Genomic DNA, 12,115 nt, shown 5'->3' on the forward strand with positions numbered 1-12,115 from the left:
TAACAAACAGCTTACTTTGCGTCGTCAAAAAAAGCGTTATGCAGGCAGCTCAGCTCATTTTTAGTAATCTCACCGCGTACCTTCTTGGTTTTGCCTTGCTGATACTTTTCAGAAATAAGCTTAGCGAGACACTCACCAATCTCCTCAGTATTTTCATTAATCTGGCAGGTCTTATCCTCTCTATACTGCTGATTCTAGGTTTCCAAAATGATCAGGTTCTGCGTTTTGATTGGGTTAAAATGGGTCAATCGTCATTTGAAGTGAGTTTACTGGTCAACCGGCTAACCATTCTAATGTTTACATTAGTGCAATTCATAGCCTTGCTGGTACAGGTATTCTCTACTAAATACATGAAGGGTGAGCTCCGCTTTAGTAACTATTTCAGCTATCTCAACCTTTTTGTTTTCTCCATGCTCGGGCTGGTTGTCTCAGGCAATCTCCTGTTCCTTTTTGTTTTTTGGGAGCTCGTAGGTTTCTGTTCATACCTGTTGATCGGCTTCTGGTTTGAGAAAAAGTCGGCCACAGACGCTTCATTGAAAGCTTTCCTGATGAACAGAATTGGCGATGCCGGTTTTCTTATCGGAATAGGACTAGTCTATTTCCAATTCCAAACACTTGACCTTACCGAGCTATCTGCTTTAAATGCCACCAATAATTCGTTACTCACCATAACGGCATTGACTCTTTTTTGCGGATGCATGGGTAAGTCAGCTCAGTTTCCGCTTCAGGTTTGGTTACCTGATGCCATGGAAGGCCCCACACCCGTTTCGGCCCTGATTCATGCGGCAACCATGGTGGCAGCTGGTATTTTTTTGTTGGCCAGAATTGATTTCATCATTACACCTGATGCGGGTATTGTCATCGCTACCATTGGTGCAGTCACATCCGTTTTGGCAGCGTACTCGGCCATTTTTCAGTTTGATATTAAAAAGGTTTTAGCCTACTCCACAGTTTCACAGTTAGGTCTTTTGGTGATGGCCATGGGAGTGGGAGCTACAAACGTGGCCATCTTTCACTTATTTACTCATGCTTTCTTTAAAGCCGGTTTATTTCTGATTGCGGGTGCTGTGATTCACCATTTTCATCATAAGCAAGATATGCGTGAGATGGGCGGACTTTTGAAATCAAAACCCTGGCTGGCTGTAGCCTACATTATTTTCGGGGCGGCTTTAGCCGGACTTCCGTTAAGCTCAGGTTTTCTTTCAAAAGACGCCGTTATTCTATCTGTATATAATTGGGCTGCCGGACAAAGCAACCCTCTGCTTATGCTGATTCCATTAATGGGAATTGTTGCCTCTGTGATGACTGCCTTTTATGTGGCTCGCCAATTTACCATGGTATTTTTAAGAGGAGACGATCAGAAAATTCAATGGAAACTTCCTGACCTTTTTGAGCTTACGCTAATTCCCTTACTGCTGGCTTCTTTCTGGTTTATGCATTCCGCCAACCCATTGAGTTTTGAGGATAGTTATTTCTCAAGCTGGTTTGCCATTGAGCATCAGCAAAATCATTGGGTGGCTTACACTTTGCTAGCCTTTGCTGTTTTGGCAATGCTGTTGGCCTATTTGAGATTCAAAAAAGAGAAAACCTTCCCCCTTTCTTTATGGCAAAAAATTGGTCTTGAACATTTTGGAATCGATCATTTCTATGTCAAAAAAGTGGCTCCAGCTCTGGTTGGCAATCATTGTCCCGCAGATGAATTGTGCTTAGAACCGGAGTCAAAAGGCATCGCTGATGTAGTCAGTAGTTTTGATACTAAAGCTCTTGATGGCATAGTCAATGAAATAGGTGTGAGTCAAAAAAACCTTTCAAAGGGACTTCATAATTTTGATAACGGTATCGTCGATGGCTCTGTGAATCTATTGATCAAAGGAGTGATTGGTTTAGGTAAAACTGGCTCATTTATGGATACCAAACTGGTGGATGGTTTAATCAAATTCATTAGTGGCCTGGTAGAGCAAACCGGCAAACAATTACGCAAAATCCAAAGCGGACAGATACAATCATATTTGATGGTATTAATCATCATCTTTGTGGCATTATTGATATTTTTGGCAAGTTTATGACAGACTATTTGTTATCGATTCTCATATTTCTGCCGCTTTTGGCTGGCTTTATAGTGGTTTTACTGCCCAAAAGTCTGGAGCCAAAATCCAAATTTATCGCTCTTGCAGTCTCCATTATTAATTTGCTGATCAGCATCTATCTTTTCCGTGCTTTTGACGGCAGTGCTACCGGCTATCAGTTTATGGAGCAAAAACCCTGGATCAATCTTGATCTCGGCAATTTTGGCACTTTTTCTATTCAATACCTACTGGGCGTAGACGGAATCAGCTTGCCCATGGTGCTTCTGGCTGGCATTGTAATGCTGGCAGGAGCGGTTTCTTCCATGAGCATTGACCGAAGACCTAAAGCGTTTTATACGTTTTTTCTGCTTCTCACCAGCTCTATATTCGGTTGTTTCGTATCGCTTGACTTCTTCCTTTTCTTCCTGTTTTTTGAGTTTATGCTATTGCCAATGTACTTTCTCATTGGTATCTGGGGTGGTGAGCGGCGTGAGTATGCCGCCATGAAATTTATCATTTACACGCTGGTAGGCTCGGTATTCATCTTGGTAGTGATGCTGGCTATGGGACTATCAGTAAATGCTCCGATGAATTCTGAAACGCCAACTTTTACTTTTGATTTCAGACATTTGGCTGATGCCAAAAACTATATTTCAGGCTCTGTTCTTGATCAGTCTTCTTCCATTGAATGGCTTGGCTGGCCAGTGAGAAGTATTCTTTTCATTCTCTTGCTGGTAGGCTTCGGCATCAAATTACCTGCGGTACCATTTCACACCTGGCTACCTGACGCCCACGTAGAAGCCCCGACTTCCATTTCGGTGGTTTTGGCAGGTATTCTTTTGAAAGTGGGAGGTTACGGATTTTTGAGAATCGGAATCGGCTTTTTCCCCGAAGAAGCTCTGAATTTTGCTCCCTGGATAGCAGGTCTGGGAGTAGTTTCCATCATTTATGGGGCTTTTAATGCCATTGCACAGGATGATTTAAAGAAACTCATTGCCTACTCTTCGGTATCTCACATGGGCTTTGTATTCCTCGGTTTTGCCGCCTTTAATAATGAAGGTTTCAATGGTGCCATTTACCAAATGTTTAGTCACGGTCTGCTGTCATCAATGCTTTTCCTTGTGGTGGGTGTCATTTATGATCGTACACACAATCGCTTGATCCAAAACTACCGAGGGTTGGCAGGAAAAATGCCACTCTACACCGGAGCAGTGATTATTGCCTTTTTTGGCTCGCTTGGTTTACCTGGAATTTCAGGTTTCATTGGAGAATTTTTCTCATTGCTGGGAGGTTTTAGCAGTCCGCACCTATCCAAGTGGTTTCCAAGCATAGCTGTTTTGGGAATTGTTTTATCGGCGGTCTATTTATTATGGGCTTTACAACGTATGTTTTTCGGGAATTTCTGGGTCAATCGGGACCTAAAAGATCAAATGCATGACCTGAACATCAAAGAAAGCATTCTGCTATACGGCCTTGGTGCACTAGCAATTCTTTATGGTGTATGGCCGGCACTTTTATTAGACGTTACCAATAAGAGCGTGGAGTTCTTTCTTCAATCCATAGGTCAATAAATGCAGCAGCAGCTCTCACATATCCTGGAAAGCGGAAGCAAGCTTAGTGTAGAACTCCTACTTTTTGCCGGCCTCATCTCGCTTATACTTCTTATTTCATTTCTTAAAAAAAACGAAAAGGCCCGAAATGTCATCTGGCTCGTCAGCCTTATCGTGACAGTGGTTTCATTCTTTGCTCTAACACAGACTTTTGTCTCAGATGCACTTCTTTTTAATGGTCTGATACAAAACAGTAGTTTTAGCCATTTTGGTAAAAGCCTTGTTCTCATCTCTACGGCTATCATTTTGCTCCATATTAAAGTCATGAAATATGACCTTGAAGGTGAGTATTATGTTCTCATTCTGGGTATTGCGTTTAGTTTGAGTTTTCTACTGATGTCCAGTCATCTGCTCAGCATGTTTGTGGCCATGGAGGCCGTGTCTTTATCGTCTTATATGTTGGTGGCCTTCCGTCAAAAGGCTCACAACCTGGAAGCCGGCATTAAGTACCTGATTTTTGGAGCCACCTCCACAGCTCTAATGCTTTATGGAGCATCCTTTTTGTATGGTATAACGGGCAGTCTAAGTTTTGCAGGTATTCAACAAGGGCTTACCTCTGGAACTTCTGATGGTAATATGGTGCAAATCGCTCTGCTAATGACCTTAGCCGGTCCACTATTTAAACTCTCTGCCGCACCTTTCCATATCTGGGCACCAGATGTTTACGAGGCCACACCTACCCCATTAATTTCTTATCTGGCTATTGCACCTAAAATCGGTGGTCTGTATATCGCTTTCAGATTGTTGGAAACAGTTCCTTATGATCATACAATCATCCTTTCCATAATTATTCTACTCTCCATTCTGATTGGCAACTTCTCTGCGTTGACACAAAAGAATGCCAAGAGAATGATGGGTTACTCAGGAATTGCACAGTCTGGCTTTCTACTGGTTGGGTTACTCGGACTTGAAATTACCGGATTGAGGGCATCAGGGTTTTATATGGCTGTGTATATCTTTATGACTTCAGGGGCCTTTTTGCTGCTGGATATGGTGGAGAAACAAACCAAAAGCTTCCAATTTTCAGACATGTCCGGGCTGAGTCAAAAGTTCGTTTTCTTTGGAATCATAGGTCTTATTTTCATGGTCGGACTTACCGGCTTACCGCCAACGGCTGGCTTTACGGCCAAGTTTCTCGTATTCACTAATGTTTGGGAACAATACAGTGGTGGAGGGCACAAAATTCTGCTTTGGGTCCTGCTTTTCGGTCTTATCAATACGGCCATATCGATCTACTATTATTTCAAGATTCCGTATTTCATGTTCTTAAAAACCCCTCCGGAAAACAAGTCAGAAAACTCGTTGAATATGACTCAACTGAGTCTTTTGACCATACTGGCATTTGCGGTTTTAGCTCTTTTCTTTGCACCGCAATGGGTGCAAAACCAGTTATTCTGATTGCTTTGCTACGTATTTAAAGAAAGAGGCGTCAGCCGGAGCGAGATATTGTTCTATAGGCCAATCATTTTCCTTAGCTGCATGAGGCATTGATTTCACATCTTCAATTTTCAAAGGATTAAAGCCCAGAATTCCTTTTGATTCTTTAAGACCCGTTATCCAATAGGTCAATGAATCTGCCGAAGAAACGGCAATCAAAAGTATGGCAATATATTTCAAATAGGATTTTGACTCCTTAATTCCACGTATAAGCCAAATCCACAACAGGAAAAGAGAAGGCATAGAAACCCGCTGCACCCAGTCGTTATATTTACCCAGTTTATAGAGAGGAAGAGCCATTAATACGAGAAGTGAAAGCCCGAACCAAATTCGATGCTCCCTGAGAAACATTGAATTTTTGAGCAATAAATAGACAATAACAAACCAGATCAACACCTCAAAGAGTACAAACCAACTGTAGTTAAAGACGACCTGAAGAAACTGCCCTTTTGAAGCAATGCTCCGAAAGATATTCCCCTGATCGAGCTCAGCGACTCCAACTGAAGTCACAAACCAAACCAAAAGAAAAGTGGGAATCAGGAGTAAAAAGTTGTCAATTTTAAGAAGACTTCTAAAATTCCCAATGACAGCTTTCAAAGCAAAATAAGGCAATAAGCCCACCAGAATAAAAGGCGTCCAGAACACCAATGGAAATAAATAGACCGGTGACCAACTGATCTCTTTTTGCTTAAATAAATCATAGAAAAAAACACCTGAAGCCACCCAGGCAGGCAGGGCATGCGGAGCTGCCCAGAACAAAAGGTTACTGCTTCCATGATACAGCAAATAGTCGTTCGAATTGAGTGAATTCCACCAGTAGAATTGCGGCATTCCCTCAGAAAAACTTAAGCCATTTCTGAAAATGTAACCGGCAACATCAAAACCTCCGACAAAGATGAAAATGACAACGGCCCAGAAAGCCCTTACTCCTGTTAAAACCATAAGCCATAGTAACCCTATTATCAGAGCCAAAAAACCATATAGAAACAGGAAAATATGAATCGCTTTGTAAGATATCCAACCCACTAAAACTGGGGCTGATATAAAGTAGCCCAGATAAGAAGAAAGGAAATAGTTTTTACCCTCAAACTGATAGCTCACCGGCCAGGCGTTTTCACTGATATCCTTGGCCAGACAATAGATTTTGTAATGATCATGTATTTTAATCCCAAAGCCTCCTACCCCCGAGTACGAGAGCCAAAGCAAAGCGAGCAGTAAGACTCCGAAAAAATGAAACCGGTTAATCTCGAAAGCTTTCTCTTCGGTAAGACTTTGTGAATAACGAAAAGAAACATAGAAAAGAAGAAGAACTACCGGAAGCCCAATCCAGACTTTCACCCAGGTCAAAAAGAACACGAATACCGGCAGGATCAGATAGCACAAACTGACCAGTTTAAGCAGCCTTATGTTGAGTTTTATCATTGGGCTTTTTCTTTGGCCAAATATTTAAAAAAGAACGTGTCGTCAGGAGCTACAAACTGTGTTATCGGATAACCCACACAAATCTCAGGCAAAGATAAAACCTGCTGCTCTTCAGGGCTCAAAAAGTTGGGCCTGTAACCTGCATGCTTTGCAGACCCGCCAATAGCGACCAAAGAAGCTTTGCCCCCCATAATAAGGATAACAAAAAGAGCTACCTTCTTATAACCATTCCCTGAAATCAGAGCTTTGTACCCAAACAGTGCCAGCGTCAAAAGGCATCCCATTGACACCCTGGTGCACCAGTCATTCCAAAGACCGAACCGGTAAAGCGGAATAACAGAAAGCATGAAAACGACGTAGAACAGTAGTTTGAGCTCAACCTTTTCAAGTTGATTTCTCAAAATCAAATAAACCGGAACAGCCCAAATGAAGACCTCAAAAAACAGAAAATAGAGATATATCCCCACCTGCTTCAAAATACTTACTCCTTCAGCAGACATATCGGTAAAAATGAAATTTTTCACCAATTCCTCGGATTCTATAGAAAGGAGGTATGAAGCCTGTACCAGAAAAAGAACTGGAGCTATCAGAAGGTTATTGTAATTCCAAAAGCCTGAAAACTTAAATTTCAACAAAACAAAAACCAGCAATGGAAACAGCCCGACAAGCACCATTGGCGACCACATGGCCAGAAGCGATAATACAAAAGGCAAATAGCGAATATCGTCATCGACAAAACCATCATTCAGAATCAGGCCGACACCCAAAAAAGCCGCCAAAGCATGTTGTGGGGTCCAGTAAAGCATGTCTGTCACAGACATAAAATTGAGCGGGATCGTCTCCCAACTATTCAACCAGAATAAGTAGCCGTGGTTTAGAATCTTATCCTTCAAAACCTCGAAGACACCAGTATCCTGCGACAACAATATAGAGAGTGTGGTCACACCGCCAAATACGATCAGGAAGAAAGAAAAACCAATGAGATTTCCTTTAACAAAACGATACATCCAGAAAAAACTCAACACTACTCCCAAATAGGTGTAGAAAAATAAGGCGAACTGTGCCGCTTTAAAACCCAGAAAGCCAAACAGCGTTGGCGTAGCGATATAATAGGATAAGTAATGTGCGAGATACATTGTATTTCCATCCACATCATAATCCAGCGGCCAGCTTCTATTGGTTAGTTCTTTTACCAGAGTATTACTCTTATAAAGGTCAGAAACCTGGTAGCCCATACCGCCTGAACCGGAGAAACTAACCCATAAAAACAGAATAAGTAGAAATCCAATAAGTTGTTTAGTTGGATAAAACTCTCTTTTCGTAAAATCGAGATCTTTGAAATGCTGATACAAACCCCATACTAGTAAAAGGCTTAGCGGTATTCCATAAACCGGGCGTACCCAACCCAGAAAAAAGGGAAAAAGCGAAAAAGAAATATAAAGAACCGTTATCACCCGTATCAGGGAAATCGGAATTCGCATAACAGTGAATAATTTCTGCGAATATAATACATATCACCTCCTGAAAGCTAAACCTTATTTTACGGCAGTCTCTATCTTTTGAAGTAGGTAGGCGTCAATTTTTTCAAACGGAAAATCCAAATACTGCACCGGTTTAGGTGCATAAAAGCGGTCAACCTGATCAGGAACAATACCCAAACGAAGGCCTAACAATTTCAAAGCAGCTTTTATTAAGTACATGGTCACCTTTGGGATAGGAAGCAAAATCGGCTTTTGACCTGTATAAGAAGCAATTTTTCGAATGAGCTCCTGGTAAGTAAAACCGTCTGGCCCATTGACTGTAATAATTTCACCAAAGCATCTTTTCTCAAAAGTCCATTCATATATCACACGAGCCGTATCATTCAAACTCACAGGATACATTTGGCTTTTTCCGCCGGGGTAAACCACAAATTTCTTTTGAATGGCGTCATCGATCAAAGATTCAATTCCTTCAGACTTTATACCTCCAAAGATTTCACCCGGTTTAAAAACTATCCAATTTTTGAAGGACTTCTGAACGTACTTCTCAGCTGCTAGTTTTGACTCTCCATACCCTCCTGAACCCTCAACAGCCGCACGACTACTGATAAGGACAAACTGCTTAACTCCATATTTCAAGGCCTCATTAACAAGCAGCTTTGTCCCTTCAAAATTGACTTTGTAGTAATCTTCCTCTTTGGTTGTATGAGTAAGAGCCGCACCATGGATTACAAAAGAAACACCCGCTAAACTTTGAGAATAACTTGCAGGGTTCTCCAGTTGTCCTTTGACCCACTTTACATTCTTTACCTGAGGAGGCAGGTCTTTTCTTGTAAGTCCAATGATTTCATACTGATCTTCAGACAGAAAATCAGCTACTTTTTGAAGCAAAGAAGACGAGAGCCCGGTTATAAAAACTTTAAGCTTCGCTGACATCTTTACTTAAATCTATATTTGAAGAGGTTTTTCAAAAACTCGATAATGGCACTTGGCTTAACGAAAGACTGTCGACCGGCCAGCTTCTCAAACTCAACCGGCAACTCGGCAATTTTTACTCCCTGTTTACCGATATTGATCATGATCTCCGCATCGATAAACCAATCATCTGATTTCAAATTAAGTTTTGAGTAGCACTCTCTGGTCAGAATCTTTGGCTTTGAATTGATATCCTTTGCTCTGATGTGAGGAAATAAGATTTTGAAGAGCGTATTGTAAATTTTTGAAATGACCGTTCTGTATAAACCATCACCACGGGTGGTTCTGTAGGTTTTCACTAATCCGTAACCACCTTCTTTTATTTTTTCAAAACAACGCGAGATACTGTCAATTGGAAACTGGCCATCGCCATCCATAACGCAAATATATTCGCCACGGGAATGCTCAAGCCCCTTTCGCATATCCCAACCCATCATTCCTTCTTTGGGCAAGCAAATCCCTCTGTAAACGGCGTCTTCTTTTTCAAGTTGAGAAATGTAATCTTTGGTTCTGTCGTCGGAGTTCTCAAAATAATTACCCACCAGAACGATCTCGAAACTATCAGTCAGGGAAGAAATGAGTTGTTTGGTTTGACGTGCAAAATCCAAAATGGACTCACCGGAACGGTAACAAAGGATTACAATGGATAACTCAGGGATTGTCTTATCAGTCATTCGAAAATAATAATGCGGTGATATCAGATGTTCACCTTTGAGGCCAAAATTACATGATTAATCAGACATATAGCCATTCTTTAAATCACAATTTGACAGGGATTTCTGATTCCCAACGGATTAATGGTCTAAACATTTGATTAAAAGCCCTGTTAATGACTAGAATAATTCGTTACCGCTTCTTTTGCCTGAGTAGAAAAACCTCTTCCTAAAAAAAGAACTTTTCCTTGCCACAGGCACTTATTATCCTGACCTTTGTTCTTTAAAATCTCAATAGAACTTTTACGTTCTTCTTACAGGTTTTTACTAATATGAGTGACGCTATAAAACATGAATGTGGCATTGCCCTCATTCGTCTCAGAAAGCCGTTAGATTATTATATCGAAAAGTACGGCACTCCCCTCTACCCCATCAACAAGATGTATATCTTAATGGAAAAGCAGTCAAACCGCGGACAAGACGGTGCCGGGCTTGCTAACGTTAAGATTGATGTTCCTGCCGGAAACAGGTATATATCGAGGTACAGGTCAGTGGAAAACAGACCTATTGTTGACATTTTCAGCAGGGTGAACGAAAAATACAGGTCGGTTCTGAAAAGTGATCCCGACAAGTTCACGGATGCGGATTGGCTTCAAAAAAACCTTGCATTTACGGGTGAAGTATGGCTTGGCCACCTACGATACGGTACGCACGGCAAAAATGAAATTGAAAACTGCCACCCGATGCTTCGCCAAAGCAATTGGCGTAGCCGAAATCTGGTATGTGCAGGTAATTTCAACATGACCAATGCCGATGAACTCTTTCGCAAATTGGTTACACTTGGACAGCACCCGAAAGATCAGGGTGACACGGTAACTGTCATGGAGAAAATAGGGCACTTTTTGGACGAAGAAAACCAACGAGTGTTTGAGCGTTTCAAAGGCATATACGACAATCCGGCCCTATCAGATATCATTGAAGACAACATGGATCTTCAACGTGTTCTTCACAGAGCCTGCCGCGATTTTGATGGCGGTTATGCTCTAGCGGGTATTACAGGTTACGGTTCTTCCTTCGTGGTGAGAGACCCGGCCGGAATCAGACCTGCCTATTACTGGGCTGACGACGAAGTGGTGGTAGTTGCCTCAGAAAGACCTCCGCTAAAGGCCGCCTTCGGAGCCAAATTTGAAGACATCAAGGAGCTTCAGCCGGGCAACGCTGTATTGATTGACAAATACGGAGAATACGGCGAGTTTAATATTATTGAACCAACCGAGCGAAAAGCCTGTAGTTTTGAACGTATCTACTTCTCAAGAGGTGCTGACGACGAGATTTATCAGGAGAGAAAACAGCTCGGCAAATTACTCGTCCCTCAGATTCTGGAAGAGATAGATCACGATTTAGAAAATACCATCTTCTCCTATATCCCAAATACGGCTGAAGCCTCTTTCTTCGGTCTTATGGAAGGGATGGAAGAGCATTTGACCAAGTGGCGTAAAGAACAACTGAAGGGCAACGATATTTCAGATGAGCGAATTGAGAAAATCCTCAACTTCAAGCCTCGTTTTGAGAAATTAGTCTCTAAAGATGTTAAACTGAGAACTTTCATCACCAATGATAATGACAGAGGTGAGATGGTATCCCATGTTTATGAAATGACTCAGGGCGTGGTTAGAAAAGGAAAGGATACGATTGTGGTGATTGACGACTCTATTGTCCGGGGTACAACCTTGGAAAAGTCTATTCTTAAGTTGCTGGATAAATTAGAACCGAAAAAGATTGTTGTAGTTTCTTCTGCTCCGCAGATTCGTTATCCTGATTGTTATGGCATTGATATGTCAAAGGTGAAGGAGTTTGTGGCCTACAGAGCCATGCTGGCTCTTCTGAAAGAGAAAGGCCTTGAGTACATGAAAGAGGAAGTGTATAACGAAACAATGCGAAGCTTCTCGAATAAGAAAGCTCATAAAAAGAATTTTGTTCAAACGCTATACAATACGTTTGACTACCATGAGGTTTCGGCAAAGATTGCAGAAATTTTAAAACCGGAAGATTTGAAAGCAGAGTTGGCTGTGATTTATCAGACCGTAGAAAACCTCCACAAGGCATGTCCGAAAAACCTTGGTGACTGGTATTTCACTGGAAATTACCCAACCAAAGGTGGTAATAAGGTTGTAAATAAAGCCTTTATCAATTTTATGGAAGGTAAAGAGGTCAGAGCTTATTAGGCTTAGCTTTTTCTGATATGAGTTGAGTAAACGTTTGCCGTTATCTCTTTCATACCAATCAGCTTAAGACAATCATGAATGGTAAGCTCATCAGAAACGTCTTTTACTTTCCCCTTGTTTGAATTCTTGTTCATAATTGAAACTATTTTGGTGTTCGTTGATTCATTGAAATAAAAGTAGGAATTGCCTTGTGGACCAGAAAATGCGTCTGACTCAATTTATTTTACGGTAGATTTACCTTCTGAA

Annotated in this window: 9 protein-coding genes; 4 read left to right on the top strand and 5 right to left on the bottom strand. The window is 41.5% G+C overall.

Annotated features, from left to right (window positions below; all coding sequences use genetic code 11):
• Positions 1–38: 38 nt before the first annotated feature.
• The 3 genes from AFM12_RS15855 to AFM12_RS15865 are packed head-to-tail and all read left to right on the top strand — an operon-like array spanning position 39 to position 5,074.
• Positions 39–2,066, top strand: coding sequence for an NADH-quinone oxidoreductase subunit 5 family protein (locus AFM12_RS15855; protein ID WP_055150083.1), 2,028 nt, complete (start codon positions 39–41; stop codon positions 2,064–2,066).
• The gene (locus AFM12_RS15860; RefSeq protein WP_055150085.1) at positions 2,063–3,637 is read left to right on the top strand and encodes a complex I subunit 4 family protein; all 1,575 of its coding nucleotides are present in this window, start codon (positions 2,063–2,065) and stop codon (positions 3,635–3,637) included. Before AFM12_RS15855 ends, AFM12_RS15860 begins: the two co-directional genes overlap by 4 nt.
• Complete coding sequence (locus AFM12_RS15865; protein WP_055150087.1) at positions 3,638–5,074, top strand: NADH-quinone oxidoreductase subunit N; 1,437 nt, start codon at positions 3,638–3,640, stop codon at positions 5,072–5,074. It abuts the gene before it with no gap.
• Here AFM12_RS15865 and AFM12_RS15870 read toward each other — a convergent pair.
• Genes AFM12_RS15870 through AFM12_RS15885 form a run of 4 tightly spaced genes read right to left on the bottom strand, consistent with a single transcriptional unit; the run spans position 5,066 to position 9,665 of the window.
• Positions 5,066–6,535, bottom strand: coding sequence for a hypothetical protein (locus AFM12_RS15870; RefSeq protein ID WP_055150090.1), 1,470 nt, complete (start codon positions 6,533–6,535; stop codon positions 5,066–5,068). The genes AFM12_RS15865 and AFM12_RS15870 overlap by 9 nt on opposite strands.
• Complete coding sequence (locus AFM12_RS15875; protein WP_055150093.1) at positions 6,532–8,016, bottom strand: hypothetical protein; 1,485 nt, start codon at positions 8,014–8,016, stop codon at positions 6,532–6,534. The genes AFM12_RS15870 and AFM12_RS15875 overlap by 4 nt, the downstream gene beginning before the upstream one ends.
• A 54-nt stretch (positions 8,017–8,070) precedes the next feature.
• Positions 8,071–8,952 (bottom strand): NAD-dependent epimerase/dehydratase family protein, encoded by an 882-nt coding sequence (locus AFM12_RS15880; protein ID WP_055150095.1) that lies wholly within the window; start codon positions 8,950–8,952, stop codon positions 8,071–8,073.
• A gap of 2 nt (positions 8,953–8,954) precedes the next feature.
• The gene (locus AFM12_RS15885; RefSeq protein ID WP_055150098.1) at positions 8,955–9,665 is read right to left on the bottom strand and encodes a glycosyltransferase family 2 protein; all 711 of its coding nucleotides are present in this window, start codon (positions 9,663–9,665) and stop codon (positions 8,955–8,957) included.
• Between the two features lie 311 nt (positions 9,666–9,976).
• On the opposite strand from AFM12_RS15885, the gene AFM12_RS15890 reads away from it, so the two are divergent.
• The gene (locus AFM12_RS15890) at positions 9,977–11,869 is read left to right on the top strand and encodes an amidophosphoribosyltransferase (RefSeq protein WP_055150101.1); all 1,893 of its coding nucleotides are present in this window, start codon (positions 9,977–9,979) and stop codon (positions 11,867–11,869) included.
• Positions 11,870–11,871: 2 nt separating this feature from the next.
• Here AFM12_RS15890 and AFM12_RS20000 read toward each other — a convergent pair whose 3' ends face one another.
• A complete protein-coding gene (locus tag AFM12_RS20000; RefSeq protein WP_262489877.1) occupies positions 11,872–12,003 on the bottom strand; it encodes a hypothetical protein in 132 nt (43 codons plus the stop codon).
• Positions 12,004–12,115: the final 112 nt, after the last annotated feature.

This window comes from Jiulongibacter sediminis (genome assembly GCF_001306455.1).
Taxonomy (GTDB): Bacteria; Bacteroidota; Bacteroidia; order Cytophagales; family Spirosomataceae; genus Jiulongibacter; species Jiulongibacter sediminis.

Bases quoted from the DNA above. Each gene is read 5' to 3' on its own strand.
- AFM12_RS15855 (WP_055150083.1), top strand. From the start codon at position 39: ATGCAGGCAGCTCAGCTCATTTTTAGTAATCTCACCGCGTACCTTCTT.
- AFM12_RS15860 (WP_055150085.1), top strand. From the start codon at position 2,063: ATGACAGACTATTTGTTATCGATTCTCATATTTCTGCCGCTTTTGGCT.
- AFM12_RS15865 (WP_055150087.1), top strand. From the start codon at position 3,638: ATGCAGCAGCAGCTCTCACATATCCTGGAAAGCGGAAGCAAGCTTAGT.
- AFM12_RS15870 (WP_055150090.1), bottom strand. From the start codon at position 6,535: ATGATAAAACTCAACATAAGGCTGCTTAAACTGGTCAGTTTGTGCTAT.
- AFM12_RS15875 (WP_055150093.1), bottom strand. From the start codon at position 8,016: ATGCGAATTCCGATTTCCCTGATACGGGTGATAACGGTTCTTTATATT.
- AFM12_RS15880 (WP_055150095.1), bottom strand. From the start codon at position 8,952: ATGTCAGCGAAGCTTAAAGTTTTTATAACCGGGCTCTCGTCTTCTTTG.
- AFM12_RS15885 (WP_055150098.1), bottom strand. From the start codon at position 9,665: ATGACTGATAAGACAATCCCTGAGTTATCCATTGTAATCCTTTGTTAC.
- AFM12_RS15890 (WP_055150101.1), top strand. From the start codon at position 9,977: ATGAGTGACGCTATAAAACATGAATGTGGCATTGCCCTCATTCGTCTC.
- AFM12_RS20000 (WP_262489877.1), bottom strand. From the start codon at position 12,003: ATGAACAAGAATTCAAACAAGGGGAAAGTAAAAGACGTTTCTGATGAG.